The 18,688-nt window shown below is 36.6% G+C and carries 21 protein-coding genes and 1 tRNA gene; 11 read left to right on the plus strand and 11 right to left on the minus strand.

The window, feature by feature from the left end; all coding sequences use genetic code 11:
• Positions 1-65: 65 nt before the first annotated feature.
• Complete coding sequence (locus P0Y49_07915; protein ID WEK21064.1) at positions 66-707, minus strand: DUF6266 family protein; 642 nt, start codon at positions 705-707, stop codon at positions 66-68.
• 668 nt (positions 708-1,375) lie between these two features.
• Between P0Y49_07915 and P0Y49_07920 the strand changes: the two genes are divergently transcribed.
• The 9 genes from P0Y49_07920 to P0Y49_07960 all read left to right on the plus strand — a co-directional run bounded on the left by P0Y49_07920 (position 1,376) and on the right by P0Y49_07960 (position 9,055).
• Positions 1,376-2,881 (plus strand): ATP-binding protein, encoded by a 1,506-nt coding sequence (locus P0Y49_07920; protein ID WEK21065.1) that lies wholly within the window; start codon positions 1,376-1,378, stop codon positions 2,879-2,881.
• Between the two features lie 114 nt (positions 2,882-2,995).
• A complete protein-coding gene (gene tcmP, locus P0Y49_07925) occupies positions 2,996-4,126 on the plus strand; it encodes a three-Cys-motif partner protein TcmP (GenBank protein WEK21066.1) in 1,131 nt (376 codons plus the stop codon).
• A 63-nt stretch (positions 4,127-4,189) separates the two neighbouring features.
• Positions 4,190-4,951 (plus strand): phage Gp37/Gp68 family protein, encoded by a 762-nt coding sequence (locus P0Y49_07930; GenBank protein WEK21067.1) that lies wholly within the window; start codon positions 4,190-4,192, stop codon positions 4,949-4,951.
• 155 nt (positions 4,952-5,106) lie between these two features.
• Positions 5,107-5,790 carry a hypothetical protein gene (locus P0Y49_07935; GenBank protein WEK21068.1) on the plus strand — a complete coding sequence of 228 codons (684 nt, stop codon included), beginning with the start codon at positions 5,107-5,109 and terminating at the stop codon, positions 5,788-5,790.
• A 38-nt stretch (positions 5,791-5,828) separates the two neighbouring features.
• On the plus strand, positions 5,829-6,587 hold the full coding sequence (locus P0Y49_07940) for a hypothetical protein (protein ID WEK21069.1): 759 nt from the start codon (positions 5,829-5,831) through the stop codon (positions 6,585-6,587).
• Between the two features lie 101 nt (positions 6,588-6,688).
• Positions 6,689-6,955, plus strand: coding sequence for a helix-turn-helix domain-containing protein (locus P0Y49_07945; protein WEK21070.1), 267 nt, complete (start codon positions 6,689-6,691; stop codon positions 6,953-6,955).
• Positions 6,952-7,260, plus strand: coding sequence for a hypothetical protein (locus P0Y49_07950; GenBank protein ID WEK21071.1), 309 nt, complete (start codon positions 6,952-6,954; stop codon positions 7,258-7,260). The genes P0Y49_07945 and P0Y49_07950 overlap by 4 nt, the downstream gene beginning before the upstream one ends.
• A gap of 230 nt (positions 7,261-7,490) precedes the next feature.
• Entirely contained in the window at positions 7,491-8,063 is a 573-nt protein-coding gene (locus tag P0Y49_07955; GenBank protein WEK21072.1) for a BfmA/BtgA family mobilization protein, read from the plus strand.
• Positions 8,064-8,065: 2 nt separating this feature from the next.
• Positions 8,066-9,055 carry a DUF5712 family protein gene (locus P0Y49_07960; protein ID WEK21073.1) on the plus strand — a complete coding sequence of 330 codons (990 nt, stop codon included), beginning with the start codon at positions 8,066-8,068 and terminating at the stop codon, positions 9,053-9,055.
• Positions 9,056-9,193: 138 nt separating this feature from the next.
• Here the strand turns inward: P0Y49_07960 and P0Y49_07965 are convergent, their stop codons facing one another.
• A complete protein-coding gene (locus tag P0Y49_07965; GenBank protein WEK21074.1) occupies positions 9,194-9,484 on the minus strand; it encodes a hypothetical protein in 291 nt (96 codons plus the stop codon).
• Positions 9,485-9,525: 41 nt separating this feature from the next.
• A complete protein-coding gene (locus P0Y49_07970; GenBank protein WEK21075.1) occupies positions 9,526-10,419 on the minus strand; it encodes a HEPN domain-containing protein in 894 nt (297 codons plus the stop codon).
• A gap of 377 nt (positions 10,420-10,796) precedes the next feature.
• Here P0Y49_07970 and P0Y49_07975 point away from each other — a divergent pair, with 377 nt between their 5' ends.
• Positions 10,797-11,048, plus strand: coding sequence for a helix-turn-helix transcriptional regulator (locus P0Y49_07975; protein ID WEK21076.1), 252 nt, complete (start codon positions 10,797-10,799; stop codon positions 11,046-11,048).
• A 53-nt stretch (positions 11,049-11,101) separates the two neighbouring features.
• Here the strand turns inward: P0Y49_07975 and P0Y49_07980 are convergent, their stop codons facing one another.
• The 8 genes from P0Y49_07980 to P0Y49_08015 form a co-directional block, all read right to left on the minus strand.
• Entirely contained in the window at positions 11,102-11,788 is a 687-nt protein-coding gene (locus tag P0Y49_07980; GenBank protein ID WEK21077.1) for a hypothetical protein, read from the minus strand.
• A gap of 235 nt (positions 11,789-12,023) precedes the next feature.
• Positions 12,024-12,569 (minus strand): ORF6N domain-containing protein, encoded by a 546-nt coding sequence (locus tag P0Y49_07985; GenBank protein WEK21078.1) that lies wholly within the window; start codon positions 12,567-12,569, stop codon positions 12,024-12,026.
• Positions 12,570-12,632: 63 nt separating this feature from the next.
• Positions 12,633-13,850, minus strand: coding sequence for a site-specific integrase (locus P0Y49_07990; GenBank protein ID WEK21079.1), 1,218 nt, complete (start codon positions 13,848-13,850; stop codon positions 12,633-12,635).
• A gap of 247 nt (positions 13,851-14,097) precedes the next feature.
• Positions 14,098-14,182: transfer RNA gene (locus P0Y49_07995), tRNA-Ser, on the minus strand.
• 97 nt (positions 14,183-14,279) lie between these two features.
• Positions 14,280-15,269 (minus strand): YihY/virulence factor BrkB family protein, encoded by a 990-nt coding sequence (locus P0Y49_08000; protein ID WEK21080.1) that lies wholly within the window; start codon positions 15,267-15,269, stop codon positions 14,280-14,282.
• A gap of 9 nt (positions 15,270-15,278) precedes the next feature.
• A complete protein-coding gene (locus P0Y49_08005) occupies positions 15,279-15,686 on the minus strand; it encodes a thioesterase family protein (protein ID WEK21081.1) in 408 nt (135 codons plus the stop codon).
• Positions 15,687-16,739 (minus strand): endolytic transglycosylase MltG, encoded by a 1,053-nt coding sequence (mltG, locus tag P0Y49_08010; protein ID WEK21082.1) that lies wholly within the window; start codon positions 16,737-16,739, stop codon positions 15,687-15,689.
• 17 nt (positions 16,740-16,756) lie between these two features.
• Positions 16,757-17,521: a PASTA domain-containing protein gene (locus P0Y49_08015; GenBank protein WEK21083.1), complete on the minus strand. Its 765-nt coding sequence runs from the start codon at positions 17,519-17,521 to the stop codon at positions 16,757-16,759.
• 145 nt (positions 17,522-17,666) lie between these two features.
• On the opposite strand from P0Y49_08015, the gene P0Y49_08020 reads away from it, so the two are divergent.
• A complete protein-coding gene (locus P0Y49_08020) occupies positions 17,667-18,653 on the plus strand; it encodes a D-alanine--D-alanine ligase (GenBank protein ID WEK21084.1) in 987 nt (328 codons plus the stop codon).
• Positions 18,654-18,688: the final 35 nt, after the last annotated feature.

Below are 18,688 nucleotides of genomic sequence, written 5' to 3' on the forward strand. Positions count from 1 at the left end.
AACAGAAACCACAGGGATGCAAATATTGAGAAGAAAGTAAAATGTCACTATGCATGAAGACTTCTCTAAAACATGAACTTGCCAATGTATACGCTGTTAGAAATAGCCTTTCTGTCGTCTGTTACAAAAGAAATATAAGTTTCAGCTTCGTGTCCTTTCAGCTCGTGAGGTATATGTAAAACCTCTTCTAGTTTGTCCCTTTCTGCACCACTAATCAAATAATGGCTTTCTTCTTTTTCAGTAAAGTGGGCCATTAGCATCGTTTTATCATTTCGGTTGCCTTCTTGGTCCAGTGGATCATAGGCCCAGCTAAATTTAAAGCCATCAGCATTGTTTTCTACCAAAGCATTTTTGGCTACAGACAAGCCACCCTCAGTTAAGCGGATCATTGGATAATTCACTGTTTGTCCCGGATATTCGCCTGTAATACCATGTATTAAATTGTACGATTTTGCTGCGTTGTTACTGTTAATGAGTCTTTTTTTTGCTGATAAGGCAAAACCGATCCGGATATAAGGAGTGATAGTTCTGAAGAAGGAGGTTAGTACTGTCATTTTTTCCTGATAGGCCAGTTGTTTAGACGACCTCGGGATATTCGATTTGTGTCTCGCTGCACGGAGTACCTGTTTGCCATTCAGGATGTATCCGTATAACGGACCTAATTTTCCGCTGTACAATCCCAATGGTCCATTTTTAGAAATTGCCATAGTAATATTTTAAATGTTCGTAATCAGTTACTTAAATGTAAGTAAAAATTATTATATCGACATTAATTTGAACAGAACTACAGTGGTAATTGAACAAATATTGAACAGAGGTTAAGCGGTGTTTACTGAACCAACACTGGACAGCCACCGCTTAACTACCGTAAAACCACTGGAAATAAGTATAGTCTCTCAAGGAGGCGGTAGCTGATGGCATAAATATCAATAGTTGTAAAAATGCTAAGCTAAATTTTTATATCCTGCTCCCCAACATTTGGTACTAATCCGTTGATCCGCATTGATCCCTTAGATGAGAATTCGTGTGGAAATTAGCGTCGCTTAAAATGCAAAAAGCCTGAAATTTTTGATTTCAGGCTTTGGTTTTTCTCCGCGGAGAGCGAGGGAACTGTACCCAAGCTTAAAATCCCGCTTTAATATGGTTTCTTGAAGGTTTGTAATTGTAAACTCACCGAATCACTCACCTTTTAAATTTCTTTTATAACTGCAAATGCTATAAACTAAATTTAGTTATAAATCTGTTAAAAACAAAGTTATTAGATAATTTAGATCCAGTTAGACTCCGGTTCGGGGTACCGAGTCGGATTTAGTTCTAAATCCGATTTTTTCTTTTCTAACCTTTTGTTAATGTTATAGATAAGTAAGGCTGCGAAATGGCTGGAAAAATATTGATATGTTGGAGGATTTTAATCCAAAAAATTGACATTATTATCTATTTCTTATCTTTATCTGATAAATTACTGCTCATGACGAATAATATTGTAAATATCTTAGATCAATTCGAAAAAAGTATTGACTTAAAACAACCATATTTAAAAACGAATTTGGAAGAAAATGCAGAGATTGAATTTAAAAATTCGCTGCAAACCAAGTCTGATACTATCGATAAGGGATATTTAAAGACAATTTCTGGTTTCGCTAACAATTCTGGTGGTACAATAATTTTCGGCGTGTCTCCTGATAAGCATGAGATCGTCGGAATAAAAGAAGAATATGAAAATCTTGATGGAAGGTATGTGAGCAGTACGATTGCTAACGGACTGGATGGTTCATTTAAGTTTCAGTTTGTTACAAAACGCTTCTTGTCAAAAGTTGTTGGTTTTTTAGTAGTAGAAAAGGCAATGACTAAACCAGTAATTATGAAAGTGGATGCCGCTGAATTCAAACTCGGAGAAATTTATTACCGCTATCCGGCACAAACGAGCAAAATTCAAGCGCAGGATCTTCGAAGGATTTTAAATGAGGAAGTCGCGACTGGTATTAATCGGGTAATGGGCAACATGAACAAGTTGATTAGCATAGGAGAGGATGCGGCAATATTGGATACAAGTTCCGGAATTATTGACACAGGAGATCATCAGCCTAAATTTGTACTCGACGAAAAGATGCTTAAAAATCTGAACTTGATCAAACGTGGTCAATTTGTGGAAGAAGAGGGGGCGCCTGCATATCTAATAAAAGGAGAAATTGAGACTGGAAATGTCGAAGTCGTTGAAAAGACCGTTCTTTCCAATCTATACGAAAGTGATATAATGAACTACTTTACTTCAGGCTCTTGTGATTGTCCAGAATTGGTCTTGGAAAAATTGCTCAGCCTGAGTTCACCCTATTTTCCGGTACATTTCTTTATGAGTCAGTGTAACTGGGGTGTAAAAGAAGCCTTGGAGTTTATTGATTCTCCTGTTATAAAAAATGTGAATTCCAATACTGCGGATAAAGTTAGGGAGCGGATTACAACTGAATATTCTTATGGAAAAAATGGCGTGATTAGCCTAGAGATTCTAGAGACTCTAAAAGATGGTACGTGTCCTATAATCCATTTAACTACTGTAGCCGGAAAATACGGGTTAGGTAAAACAATGCATCAAAAAGTTGTTCGTACGATGATATATAACACTATGAAAATACATAGCGATCTTGGTCAAGATGTCTTTGATGAGTATCCCTCATTGGTAGTGGACGCGCTCTCAAATCTTGAACAGGATTATGTTAAGGCAAACCCTGAATATGTACTTTCAATAATTCAAAAGCTTTATCCGCAGAAAAATAATACTGTTTTAAAAAAGGCAATTTGTTTTATCGACAAAGTTCTTTACGCTAGGCAAGCGAGTGCGCCAGTGCAGAAGATCGCTTATGCTGTTGAAGTGGAGGAGGGCTAAGGAATCTATATTTGTTATCAAAAATGAATATTATGTTATGTTGAATAATTTTATGACATACAGTAGCTTTTAAGTTTGGGATATGTTAAGTTTGTTGTAACCAATAAACTAAAAATGAGCGCTATCGATTTACACAGTAAACCCTTTGACGAAGAAACTATAACAAAACTTGAGATTTTTGAGAATTATGCGCAAGCATGGTTACCAACATTTATAATGCGACCAAACCCTGGTTCCAAAATTTGTATTTTCGATTTTTTTGCAGGGACTGGCTATGATAAAAACGGGGTACCTGGAAGTCCAATTAGGTTTTTAAGGAAAATATTGGAACAAAGAGGTAATATGTTTCAAAAGAATGTCAAAGTCCATTTGTATTTGAATGAATATGAACCCACCAAAAGGCATCAGCAGAAATTTGAATTATTGAAGAAATCATGTGAAGAGTTTTTAGACGATAATCCTGGATTAAAGCACTTGGTTGAAATAAGTTATTCTAATGAAGATTGTGAAACTTTGTTCCCTAAATTGATTTCTGAAATTAACAAATACCCTAGCCTTGTTTATTTAGATCAGAATGGAGTTAAATTTGCAGGTGAGAAGTACTTTTTGGCATTGGAAGAAACTACAACAACAGATTTTTTATACTTTATATCTTCATCTTATTTTTGGAGATTTGGAGATAAAGAAGAATTTAAAAAACACTTAAATATTGATATGGAGGATGCAAAAAAAGATCCATATAAACACATCCATAGAAATATTTTAGCTCAATTAAAAACAAAAATACCTCTTAAAAGCAAACTCAAATTGTACCCTTTTTCTATTAAAAAAGACCCTAATATACATGGGATTATATTTGGAGCTAAACACCCAAGAGCTGTAGATAAATTCTTAACAGTTGCATGGGAAAAGAATACGACAAATGGACAAGCCAATTTTGATATTGATGATGATGCTTCAAAACAGCAAATGGATTTATTCTCGGGCAAAAAGCCTACAAAAATTGAGCGTTTTCAGGATGAAGTACGTGAGAAAATAATAATGGGGGAATTAATCAATAACAAGCAATTATACGATTTTACATTAGAACAAGGTCATATTGGTGCACACGCTACAAGTGCGCTGAAAAGTATGAAAATAAAAAAAGAAGTTAATTATGATTCAAGTTCACCCCTTGTTAATTATGATACTGTATATAAAAAAAGAAAAATTCTAGCGTATTCCGTGTTGGGAAAAAAACAATAAATTTATTTCATAGTTTTTTTTGCTAAATTTATTAGTAGTATTGTACGTCCTTAACGTAAAAATATGGCACAATCAAACATAGAATGGACTGAGCTTACTTGGAACCCAGTTACAGGCTGTAATAAAATAAGTCCAGGTTGTAAGAATTGTTATGCCGAAGTAATGACCCGTAGGCTTAAGTCAATGGGGGTAGAAAAATATAATGAAGGATTTAAGATCAAGACACATGCAGATACTTTGTCAACGCCCTTTACTTGGAAAAAATCAAAATTGGTATTTGTAAATTCAATGAGCGATTTATTTCATCCCGAAGTCCCATTGGATTATATAAAGGCGGTTTTTGCTGTAATGAATCAAACACCTCAGCATGTTTATCAGGTGCTTACTAAACGCTCAGAAAGATTATTGGAGGTCGCGAAGGAATTAAATTGGACTGATAATATTTGGATGGGTGTATCGGTTGAAAATGAAGAATACACTTACAGGATAGGTGAGCTTGCAAAAACTCCAGCTAAGATAAAGTTTTTGTCTATAGAACCACTGATTGGTGCTGTAAGGTCAATTGATTTAACAAATATCCATTGGGTAATTGTTGGCGGAGAATCTGGAGTCAAGGCAAGACCATTGAAAAAAGAATGGGTTGATGATATTAAACTAAAATGTGAAACTGTTAACGTACCTTTCTTTTTTAAACAATGGGGTAAACCGAAATTTAACGTTAATCCAGAGGATCCTACTATTGATGCTAAACATCCAAATCACGCTAAAGGAGGCTGTCAACTAGACGGTAAGGTTTACCGTCAAATGCCCAAAAAGGCGGCATGAGAGGATGTAAAATAAATTGTGTCTCCAAGTTAATAATCAGCTAGTTGACGGTTTGTTTTTACATACCCTTTTTACTTTTAAAAGGAATCAATCAATATAGTTCTGAATAGATTTAAGATTTTTGATTTATCTTTCTTGAAAAATAAATCTGATCTATGAATTATCAAAGGCTCTTAAATTTCATTGTTGAAAATCAGAATGCTAACCTTATGGATTTTTATGATAAATCCTACAATAAACTTCAGGAGTTAAATAAAAGAATTGACCGAACAACTGTTTCTTTGTTGGTGATTGTTTTGGTTTATTTCCTTTTGGCAACGTCGTCTGTTGAAAGTTTCAGCATTGGGCCATTTAATATAAAGGATATTAATCTAGTTGCTCAACTACTACCTATTCTTTTTGCTTATTTATTATTTGATCTTTTGACTTCTTCTATTCATAAAACCGAAGTGCTAATCACTGTAAAGATGCTTTTTTTAAGTATTTATTTACAGGAAGTCGAGCCGTCTGATTTTGAAGAGATTAAGAATAAACACAATTTTTTCACTAGGGTACTTCTCCCATTCTCTTTTACTACTGATCTTTCAAGGTTGTTTGTGGGAAAGACGCAGGTAGGGTTAGGTTGCTTTGGACTATTGCTGTCACTCCCCTTGCTGTCTTTGTATCTTTTACCTTTTGTATTGGAATTTTTTATGCTAAGAGATCTGTATTTTAATGGCTTTGACAATATTATAGGGAAAATCTCCTTTTACATGACTATATACATCAATTTGGTACTTATATTTTATTACATTAAAGTTACGTTAACAAATCTCAAGGATTTAAAGGAACAAGAATAAAAGGATTTACATTTTTAACATAATTTACATTGTTGCTTATGAGAGTAAGTTACTTTAAACCCCGCAAACCATTAGATTTTTCACCTCACCCGTATGATATAGGTAATTCTTTTGGTTCTTGGCACAAATACGAGGATAGCCATTTTTTAAATAAAGTGTATCGTATTGATTTAGTTCAGTTTGAAGAATACTATGAATACCATTTAACATACGCTTTAAAAATCAATGTTTGCAACGAAGAAACTTTCTTTGTTAAGGTATGGGAGGTCGTTGAGGATAGAATCAAGAATCTAAGAGCGAAAGACCCTTTCTCCAGCTATCACGGCAGCTATAAATTCAGGATTGAGAAATTACAGCAATTCCAAAAGTATTTAAGCAGCATTGATCAATGGAATGCAAGGCCATCACATATCGTAATTGCTGAAAAGGAAGAACTCATTCAGAAACAAAAGGAAGAAATTGAAAGACTCACTGCAAGATTATCAGAACTCAATGAATTCGAAGTCTTACAGAAGATCAGTATAGGAGATAATGCCCTTCCAACTTTAGTAGATTTGCTTAAACAAATGAGCCAATTAAGATTACCATCAGGGAGAAGCTTTCTTGCCTGTGACAAGAAAAGTCCATATTCCAAAATGATCAGTAAATATTTTTCTCATGATGGCAAAGATATTCCTCTGGAAACTTCACGTAATTATTTTGTTGAGAAGAAAGGCGATATCCCCATAAAAGGTACAACAGTACGCAAAGAACATCGGATTTTTGAAATTATCCCTGTGAAAGAGGTGCAAAAATAACAACGAGTTTAACATCTGTACATGACCGATACAAATCGATGGTCATTATTTATCTGCGCCCTCATTTGACATTTGCTTCGTAAACTTAAAACGGAGGCAATATGCAGATTGAAATTTTCACTAAAGAGGAACTGTTAAAGTTCAAGTCCGAACTTATTCAGGAAATTAAACAAGCCATCAAATTAGAGGATGTGCAACCCAAAGAATGGCTTAGGAGTTCAGAAGTCAGGAAGCTGTTAAAGATTTCATCGGGTACACTTCAAAATTTACGCATTAAAGGCATTATACCTTATGAAAAAGTAGGGGGTATTTTCTATTATGCCTATGCGGATATTGTTCAGTTGTTGGGCGAAATCGGGAACTCATGATGGATACAGGAAAACAACTCACGAGCTTTTTGAAAGCTGCCAGTAAAAACAAACGCTTCCATCAATCACACCTTAGCCTTTATTCCGCCATACTTATGTGCTACACTAAAGGCTTGTGTCAAAATCCTTTTCGCGTATCAAGGCGGGAACTGATGAAACACTCGGCAATCCATTCTTTCGCTACTTACCACAAATGCATGAAGGATTTGGTGATACAAGGATATGTAGAATACCAGCCATCATACCATCCGCATTTGGCTAGTCAGATTACTTTGTTAAGTGATAATGAAAATCATGAGGGGTAAGCTCCATGTAAGTCAAGTCCTTTTCCTCTTCTGGAAAAGGAGCAAGCGGAGGTTATGCAGAGCATGACCATCAGCCCGTAAGCTATGCTTAAGGCTGTTTCACGAACCCTCCAGAGGTTCGTTAGGCCGCCAGAGGCGGTAAGAGCGAGGTAAAAAGAACCCCGTGGGGGTGTCTTTATAGCTGGATATACAAATAAAGGAATAGGTAACAATATAACAAGAGACAATATATGGAGCATGAAACTTTAAGAACCGTTAAATTTCCAGAAGCGGTGGCGCTGAAATTTGACCAGATTGCACTAAAGCTGGGCAGAAGTAAGCGCCAGCTCTTTACCCAGATGGTAGACTACTTTTTTAGAAGTAAAAAAGACCCATCCGATTTAAACGATGAATTTTTAAAAACAACCCTGCTTAAAAGTCATAAGGATTATATCGGTTTCATTCGCACACAGGAAAATGAACTGCTCATTCCGATAAAAACGGATGTAACCAGAATGGTAATTAAATTGGGGGAAATCGTGGATTGTTTCAATGCCCAGGTGCTAAAGCAAAATGATAATTTGATAGCTAAACAGCAGGTTTTATTAAATAATCAGGATGTCCAGATTAGGAAATTGTCCCAAACAGATGAATTCATGAAATTGGTTTTTAACAAGCTGGAAAACAAAGAGCAATTGAAAGGAAAGTTCATTCTTATTCTGGACGCTTACATTAAAGCCAGAAACGCCTTTGGTATTACAACCGCAGGTAAGGAAAAGGACGAATTAATTCAAAAGACCAAAGAACTGATTAACCGTCTGTAATCATGTACATCAACATTACCGATAAAGTAACGGCAGACAATAAAGGCAGCAGTGGGGGGCTGGTTCATTATTTGGAGAAAGAAAACAGGACTTGTAATCAGCAGACGCCTGAATGCTGGTTTAATCAAGAGCGTAGAGATTTTGAGCCTTATGAAGTCCGTAGAAAGATCGACAGCAATAAGGCACAATTGCGCAATGATGAAGCTAAGTTTTTCCTGATCAATATTAGTCCAAGCCAGAAGGAGATCAAACACCTGATTGAGCAATATGGCGAGCTGGGTGCAAAGGAAAAATTAAAGCAGTATGCTGAAAAGGTAATGACGGAATACGCCAAGAATTTTAAAAAGTTAGGAGTGACCAGTAACAAAGATCTGGTATGGTTTGCCAAGTTGGAAAACAACAGATACTATACCTACAAAGATGCAGAAGTGAAAAGTGGCGATAAAAAGAGAGGTGAATTAAAGGCAGGCCAACAGATGCACATTCAGGTAATTGTAAGCCGAAAAGATGCGACCAATAAGATCAGGCTTAGTCCCATGAACAGCTCTAGGGGCAGGAATGTAGCGCATTCAAAAAAGATGGGGCAATTTGATAGGGTCGCTTTTAAACAAAGTGGTGAAAAGCTATTTGATCAGTTATTCGATTTTAAACGAAACCTGAATGAAACCATGGCCTATGCTAGTATTAAGAAAAATGGAAACTTAGCGCAGCGGGAACAGCTCAGAATATTGGAAAAGGGATTAGAAATAAATTATCAGTCAAAATCTATGGCCAATGAATTGGTTAAAGGTGTTGCTAGTGGTGTATTTAAAACCGCCACAGTTATGCTGGAAAGTGTTGGGCAAACCCTTTCCAGTTTTCTTAAAGTCATGATGGAGCCTGTTTATGATATAGGGGTAGGAATGAATCCTATGGCAGGTGCTGGAAAAAGAAGGAAAAAACGAAAAGGAAAACAAAACGAGCAGGAGCTTGAACAAGGGTTAAGTAGGTAAGGGTGGGGTAAAAATGATTTTGCCCCACCCGCATTTGCGGCCTGCAAAAACCCTTACGCACATAGCCCTGCTTCGTTTTTGCTTTGGTGTTTACGAAAAACCTTTTTGGCGTATGATGAATAGGATCGTCTTTTCTGTTCATCCGTTAGAGGGCTGAATTTCCAGCTTTCTCTTTTCGGTGTATACAAACGTAGCGTTTATAAATTCAACGAGTTGGGTGTAGAAAAATAGCATTTCGGCATTTTCTTCTCCCTCGGCAAATTCGACAGAGTTGTTTACCCACCCTTTGTACAGTTGCCAAGCTTTATCCCTGATATGGTGGAGATCATTGTTGTCAAAAAAGTCGGTCATTGCATTTAATGGTTTTTCTAATTCGTAACCTGATAAATTTGCGGGCTGGTAATCCAGCTTTTTCATAATGTTTTCCATAATCTTATTTTTAAATCCGTATTGAATAGTAAAATTGGGTGCTAATTGGAGGCTCTAGCGAGGTTAACAAATTCAGTGTATAGCATCGCCTGTTGCGTTAATTGCGCTATTTTCTCTTCACACATTACTTTGGCAAGTGTTACAAACTCTATAATCTTATTGTATAAAAGCCAAGCGTCATCTTCGGAAACGTTAAAAGTATCCTTGTATCTCGCTGCCGAATAGCTTTTTATTAATATCTCAAAAAGTCTTTCGTCATCAGGGCTGCCAGATAGGAACATTTTAATGGGGGCATCAGAAAAGCAGCAACACAGCCTTAAAAGGCGGTATAAATTATGAATATCTGATCGATAGGCAAGATGCACCCTAATTAGTGCAATACAGGTTTGTTCTACAACCTGATGCAGCATAAATACACATACATTATGCTGTTCAGTGATGATGCACTCATGCGCTCCGGTTAAGAAACCATCTGCTAATGTTATTCTGTGGTCGAAATGTTCTCTTGCTTTTATAGCTGCCCCAATTGGAATAAAACGATTGGAGAAATCGAAAGTTGTCATTCCATCATGGCTATAAATCAATTGAGCTGAACCGCATACCGTAATAAAAAAACGATTATTAGCCATAATAGCTTCCTCAATGGTTTCTTTCCCATGAGAGAGGATTGAAATTATGCCGTTTTTGTAATTTCCATTTGCAAAATCCTGTATCTCATGCTCAATTCGTTTGTTGCTATCAGTAACAAGCAGCAAGCAATAATTGCACTGAAAGCTTGCGGATTTTTCTATAAAACAGCCCTCGTCATCTTGAGTGTAAGCGTGTTTAAAAAAGCTAAAGATTTGAAGAGGCTTGAACTTTTGGACAAGCAGATGGATAAACTCTCTAAAGTAAATCGCATGATCTTCTGTTGGTGATAAGTTTTGTAGTTCCATATATTGATCTTATTTAATTTTAACATTAAATAAGCCTCAGATAAATGGTTACCCACTAAAAGGGTTGGTAACTCACTTAGTCTAATGTAACTTGGCTCTGACAAAGCCACCCTTCCTTTCGAAAGGGCTCCCACAAAAGACATAAGCGAGCACCAACCCTATAGCAAATATAGGGTTTTGGTTGCTCAACTTACTCTCGCGGGATTAAACTGTCAGATTTAGTTGCGAGGCTTGTAAGCAATTCCTTATCACTGATGATAGAACTGCAATTTTATTATTCGTTCGTTTTTTTAATTCATATATGCAATTTAAGTAGTATTTATGTTAATAGCAAATTTGCTATTAATTAATTTGTTTTATAGGTGTCTATTTGTTTTGTGAAGTATTTAAAGGACGAAGATTTTATTAAGAAGTTTGGGCAAAAGTTAAAGCAAATTCGGGAGGGGAAGGGTATTTCTCAGGAACAGCTTTCTTTGCTAACAGAATTATCGCAAAGCCAAATAGCTAGAACGGAGCTAGGGCAAATTAATACCAGTATCAGTCATGCATCAACTTATGCCAAATTTTTGAAAGTCAATCCAATGGAATTGTTTGATTTTTCGGACTTAAAAGAGAAAGTTAAGAAATAAGAGGTTTAACAGGAAAGCTGGGATGATCAAGGTATACTGATCAGAGTGTAAAATTAATTTCTGCTAGATTGTCTACCTTCAATTTTGCTTCCAGCAGAAAATTTCTCTTCGCAATGGCCATTGACAAAGTGCATATCCAGATTTTCAATTAGTTCATCAAAAACAATTTCTTTACCATATTCAATGATATGAATGCCACCTGACTTACATAAATAAAAAGCAATCGTTTCATCGACATCAGAAAAGTAAATAAACTCTGGAGCTCTTGCGTCACAGCGTTCTATCCAAAATGCAATTTCAATAAGGCTAGGTAGGTCAGTCAAACTTATCTTAAATGCCTCTTCATATTGTAGATCCTTTGTTATATCCTTAAATTTCTTGATAGCTTTCTGAAAAGGTTGATACCTGTTGCTAGGATTCCCGATGAAATTTAGTTTCACATGAGCAATAATTATTAATTCGCTCACATTGAATTTTGTCAATAGCTTAGTGAGCTTTTCAGATAGTGCAATCGTAAATGTGCTGATGTCACTATGATCGAAAGAAACAACACTGTAATATTTTTTTATATCATTAACCGGAATATTTAAGGCGTCATGCATTTCGGTGTACCATTTTCCATCATCACCATCTTCAAATAAAGGATCAGAATCAAACATAGCTTTTTGAATATCAATTATTACTGAGGTTATTGCCTTGTAATTATCAAAAACGAATTGTCTGGTTATGTGCTCGATCATATTGTGCTTTTTCTGTGCCTTGGTTCTCCTAAGTAATTGTGTTTTTGAATTACTAACTTAACTAAAATCTCTAAAGTAAATTGCATGACTTTTCGGATTTAAAAGAGGAAGCCAAGGAATAAGACCACAAAAAGAAAGCGGGAATGATCTCCGACCATTCCCGCTTCATCTAAATTAACGCTCTCATATATAAAGACGTTAATTTGGGTTAGATATTGTGTTACCCAATAAATAATTAAAAATCATCAGGTTTAAAACCAATCCTTTTTCTTGGGGGATTAGGTTGTTCTTGTTTTTCGAGTAGTTCATCTAAGTAGCGGAATACGATTTCCATATTTTTATCCTGATTATTTAGCTTGTTCTTTATTTTTTCAATTTCCAACCTTATATCCGTATTGTCCACCAACAATTGACGTATGCGTGTAAATATGCGTATGATTTGGATATTCACTCTTATCGCCCTTTTACTGTTTAGCACACTTGATAGCATGGAAACGCCTTGCTCGGTGAAAACCATTATATTATATTTTGAATGTTCACCGTGTCTTAAGGTGCCAAATTGGCTCCTTAAGATTTTTTGTTCTTCGTTCCCAAGTTCAAACATGAAATCTTCAGGAAAACGGTCTATATTCCGTTTAACCTGTCTTTTAAGCTGTTTGGTCTCTACTTCATAAAGTGATGCTAAATCGGTATCTAGCATTACCTTATGTCCTCGTATATAATAGATTTGGTTCATGATAATTTCGTCAGGAATCAACATGTTATCTTTGTTCTCAGTCATATTTGCTCAATTAAACGCTAAGCCAAACGTCATTATTTTATAGGACTTAGCAGCTATCCATTATTAATTATATATAAGTTTTTCCCTCAACAGTGCCATATCAGCGCCAACTTTAATATCTAAGATTTTAGCATAGTGTTGCGTAGTCTGGATATTGGTATGGCCTAGCATTTTCGAAACGCTTTCAATAGGAATCCCGTTCAATAGGGTAACCGTTGTAGCAAATGTATGTCTTGCGATATGGAAAGTTATCTGCTTATGTATGCCACAGAAGTCCGCAATTTCCTTTAAATAACTGTTCATCTTCTGGTTACTTGATACTGGTAGTAACACTCCTGTATTTAAGCAGAATCTATTATTCTGATATTGATTTAATAGGATAGAGGCAGCAGGCAGCAAAGGAATACGGGATGGCACATTTGTTTTTTGTCTATTTATAGAAATCCATTTTTCGCCATCTATGCCAGTTACAATATCACCTTTTTTTAAATTCTTAACATCCACATAGGCAAGGCCAGTATAACAACAAAATAGAAAGATATCCCTTACTTGTGCTAATCTTTCAGAAGCCAGCGGCTTATTGGCTATCAGCTTTATTTCTTCTTCATTAAGGTAAACCCGATCAACCTTTTTAATCTTGTTTTTGTAGTTTTGAAATGGGTCGGTAGTCAGCAACCCATTGGTAAGGCAAATACGAATAATCTTGCCGAAGTTCTTCAAGTATTTCACCGCAGAATTATTGGCACATTTTCGGACAGACCGTAAATAAAAATCGTATTCAGTTATAAAAGCGTGGTCTACTTTTCTAATGTCTATATCACTGATGTTGTATTTCCATTGCAAGAACTCCACGGTATGCTTTAAAGAGGTTCTGTAACGCTCCGCAGTGCCTTTAGAGAACTCAAAGCCAACCAATGTTTCCATTTTGTAGTTATGGTCTTTAAATACGTCAATTAAGGTGCATTGTTTTTCTATCTTTCCTTGAAACTGATCTCGTAATCGCTCGGCTGTTATGGGGTCATCTTTTTCCGTTAATTGCCGATGTGCTTCGAATACTTTGTTTTGCAGGTCGTCCAGATAAGCGTTAAAGGATTTTACTTCTTCTTTTTTACCATTACTACGACCTGATACCGTATTCCATTGCGAAGGTTCGCAACTACGACCAGTGGTAACTTCCGCACGGTTGCCATTCACGGTAATGCGAAGATAGATAGGAGCAACCCCTTTTTGATAGTTTTTTGGTTTCTTCATGTAGAAGAGCAAGCTGAAATTGGTTTTCATAATGTTAAACATTAATGGTGAACAAATTTAGCTTTGCAGTAATTGGAAATCAAGATGTGTGTATTTTCAACCTGTTTAATGTCAGGTCTTTATGTGCTATTCGGTGAGTCTTTTGTGTTTTTTAATTTACTCACCGAATCACTCACCTATAGGATCGGAATTCGTGCGAAAATTGTAACCCCTTAAAATGCAAAAAGCCTGCTATCTTACGATTTGCAGGCTTTTGTACTTTTTGATACCTTTCGAGCGGAGAGCGAGGGATTCGAACCCCCGGACCTATGACAGTCAACAGTTTTCAAGACTGCCGCATTCGACCACTCTGCCAGCTCTCCGCGACAAAAGTACGAATACCCCTTGGTTTTGCAAATTAAGGCTATGATAATTTAACGATAATTTGTTAATGGCTTAAAAATGAGTTAGAAATTTTTTCTATTCTTCCGAATTTTTAGTGCTCGGAGCCGGGTTTTTGAACATATTGAAGTTCGGCTTGATGATTTTTACGCTTCGTTTCGACAAATCTACGCTTGCGTTCAACTCAAAACCAATCAATAAAATCAAAGAATTTAAATAAAGCCAGATCATCAGCACAATCAATACACTGATAGAACCATAAACTTTATTGTAAGAGCTAAAGTTGTTGATGTAAAAAGAAAAACCCAAAATGGTTAAAAAAGCCAGGATAGTAGACAACCAGGAACCGGCACTAAAAAAGCGCCATTTCTTTGCATGAGCAGGGCCGTATCGGTATAAAATCGATATGGTTACAAAATACAGTACACCTAATAACGACCACCTTGTCAATTGAATTACGTAAGCAATGAAGTTGCCCTTTATATCCAATTGAGTATCGATATAATTTAAGGCATACTCGCCAATAAACATGGCCGTAATACAGATAATCACAGACAAGGCAATAATCACCGTCAATACAATAGCAATAAGTCTTTGCTTTATCCAGGTGCGGGTCTCGATAATTAGAGACGATTTATTAAAAGCCATCATCAGGCTATGCACACCATTGGTAGCAAAAAATAGAGACAATAGAAACCCAAACGAAAGCAATCCCCCGTTTTGCTTGTTCACAATCTCATTTAAGGTCGTCTCAAAGGCTTTATAAGCATCGCCGGGTAAAATGAGCTGGATGAACTCCATGAGTTGCTCCTGGAAGCCTATACGCTTCGGTATAAATGGGATTAGCGTAAATAAAAAGATGATGGCGGGAAAAAGTGCCAGCATAAAATTATAAGCCAGTGAAGAAGCTTTATTGATTAAAGAATCCTTACCAATCTCCTTAAAAAAGAAGGTAGCTACAGTATAAAGGGGGAGCGGACTAAATCCCGGGAGTACGCAGACTTTAGTCCAGTCTATAAATAAAGCATAAAATTTAATTTTTAATAGTTGCTTATGAACCCACTCCATCTATCAAATTTAGTTAAAAAATCCCTTCAACTTCTCCATAAAATTTTCGGGAGGGGAGCAAGGCCTATTTTTCACCATATCGACAAACACAAGCGTAGTTTTACCAATGTTAATCAGCTCTTCAGCTTCATTAAACAATTCATACTTAAAGTGAATCCGGACACCTGGCAAATCTTGAATTGTAGTTTTAATCGTTATTTCCTGGTCATATAACGCAGGCTTAATGTATTTACAATTCAGTTCCAGCACCGGCATCATCACCCCGCTGCTTTCCATCGACGCATAATCCATACCAAGGCTTCTCAGCATTTCTACTCGCGCAACCTCATAATATTCAGCGTAATTACCATAGTAAACATATCCCATCTGGTCTGTCTCACCATACCTCACCCTAACCTTTGTACTATGTGTATACATCTATTTGAAAATATTTCTTTTGTTTAAAGCCTCTCTGTATTTCTTCGCGTTTAGCTCATGCTCCTGTACAGTTACAGCAAAGTTGTGGTAACCGGAGAAATCCTCTTTGGCACACATATAAAGGTAATTGTTCTTCTCCCTGTTTAATACCGCATCAATAGCATTGATACTAGGCATCATAATAGGACCCGGAGGCAAACCGGCATATTTATAAGTATTGTACTTTGATTGTGTCTGCAACAATGAATTGGTAACTCGTTTTACTGTGAAGTCGTTATTCGCAAAAATAACTGTAGGGTCTGCCTGAAGTAACATCCCTTTATTCAATCGGTTTAAATATAAACCCGCAATAGTAGGCATTTCCTTGTCATACAAAGCCTCAGCATCTACAATAGATGCCAATATCGAAACCTGTATAGGAGTAAGGTTTAATGCAGCAGCTTTTTGCTTACGCTCGGCAGTCCAGAACTTTTCATACTCCTTATGCATCCTGTCGAAAAACTCTAGTGCACTCACATTCCAATACATCTCGTAAGTGTTAGGAATAAACATTGCATAGCTGTTCTCCTGATTGAAGCCGTATTTTTCTAAAAGCGCAGCAGAATCAAGTACATTGATAAACATCAAAGAATCCGGCTCTAAGTTATTAGCTAAGTAACCTGCAAAGTTTTCCTTCTTTCTAAGGTTTTGAAATTTAAGCTTCACAGGATCCTGATTACCCGATTTCAACATATTGATGATACTTCGGTTGTTCATTCCTTTAAGCAATTTATAACGTCCGGGCTTTAAAGAACGGGCCAGATCCATTTTGGCGGCTGCCTGGCTAAAAGTACCAATCTCAGTTAAAATGTCCTTATGGCGAAGTTCTTCAAACAAATCATTAATGTTATAACCCGTTCTAACATATAAGTACTTCTCTTTACCTGTTGCGTTTGGGGCGAAGTAAACCTTATAAAGGTTTATTCCAAAATAACCACCTACAGCCAAAATAACCAATAAACTAAGCAGGATTATTTTGATGCTGGCTTTCATGCTTTTCTTTTCGTTAGTCATATATACTAAAATAAATATTATTTGTTGGAAAGGGTAATGTTTACCGGGGTACCGATTTTAACCTTAATTAAGGTGTCAGTAGCAAAAGGATCTTGTTTGATGACTACAGCGGTAGCGGAATCTGTAATGGGACCTTCATAGGTAATGACGCCTAGATTTAGCTTAGCCCCGGTTCTGAGTGCAAATAAAGCCTCATCCTTGGTTAAACCAATTAATGATGGAATTTCCACTTGCTCATTTCCATTACCATCGCCAAGTACCAAATCGATTCTGGAACCTTTTGGTAGACTTTCACCAGCTTTAATCACCCGGCCACGGAAAGAAGCCTGAAGAACATCTGTACTCATATCAGGTTTATAAGTCGTATCTCCCAGTTTAAAACCAAAACTCTCCATCAGGGCTTGTGCCTCTTTTAATGATTTAAATTCTACATCCGGAAATTTAGCATCCGGAGCAAGTGCAGTATTGATGGTCAGGTAAATGGTACGGTTATCCTTTACGAAAGTTCCTGCATTTGGGTCCTGATCCACAACAATGCCCGGAGGGGAGTCCATAATGTAAACCGAATCTACTTCATAGCGTAGTCCCATTTCTTCTAGTTTACTCACCGCTTGTTGAAAAGCAAGTCCTTTTAAGGACGGTACATTTAGTCCTTCGCCATGTTTGGTATAATATCTTAAGCTAAAGAAAGCAGCCATCAAAAGGACTACTACAGTAAGTGCAGCAGCAATAAGGTTGTTTCTAAAAGAAGTGGTCTTTAGATAAGATATGAATTTGCCCATATTGATTTGTTTCATTTAAGGTATAAGGGCCAAATTTAGACTAAAAAAATATTTTATTGGAATTAAAATAACATCTGCACCAACTAATTTATATTTGTGGAGTGTACAGCATCACGATACATTGTAAAAACAAGATATTAAATCAATGAAGAAAATAATAGCATTGCTAACTGGTGGAACTACCGGAGAGTGGGTAATTTCGGTTAAAAGTGCAGCTACCATCGCGCAAAATCTGGATACTGATAAGTTTGAGGTGTATAAAATTATGCTTACTCAGCAAGGATGGTTTTATGAGCCTGCCGATTCAATGAAAATTGAAGTGGACCGGAACGATTTTTCTTTAACCATAAAAGGGAAAAAGATAACATTTGATGGCGTTTTTATTGCCATACATGGTGCTCCTGGTGAAGATGGTAAATTACAGGGATATTTTGATATGTTGGGCTTACCTTATACCACCTGTGATGCGCTTACTTCGGCTGTAACCATGAATAAGGGCTATACAAAAGCAATAGTGAATGGGATCAATCAGTTGCATGTCGCAAAATCAGCACAGATTTTTAAAGGTGGAGACTACAGTCTGGAACAACTGAAAAAGGATCTTAAAGCGCCTTATTTTGTAAAGCCTAATAATGGAGGGAGTAGTATTGGCATGACAAAGGTTAACCACCCGAGTGATCTGGAGGCTGCAATAGCAAAAGCTTTTAAAGAAGATACTCAGGTGTTGATTGAAGAGTTTATTTCTGGGCGTGAATTTACCATAGGTGTAGTGAAACTGGATGGGAAGATTACCGCATTACCGGCTACGGAAGTAGAAACAGCTAAAGAGTTTTTTGATTTTGAAGCTAAATACACTCCGGGGGTAGCAACAGAAACTACGCCCGCGCCAATCAGGGAAGAAACCCGTTTGCGTGTAGAGGAAATTGTTAAAAATGTATACAGAAAGTTAAACTGCAGGGGAGTAGTGCGTATTGATTTTATACTGACAGAGGATGAAGGTGATTTTTACTTCATCGAAATCAATACGATTCCCGGACAAACTGCGACCAGCTTTATACCACAACAGGTTGCTGCGGCAGGAATGAAATTGAATGATTTTTATACCAAATTAATCAGAGAGACAATAGGGTAATAGCTGTGGAGCATAAAAAATCGTGGTACAATTAA

The organism is Candidatus Pedobacter colombiensis (assembly GCA_029202485.1).
In the GTDB taxonomy this organism is placed as follows: Bacteria; Bacteroidota; Bacteroidia; order Sphingobacteriales; family Sphingobacteriaceae; genus Pedobacter; species Pedobacter colombiensis.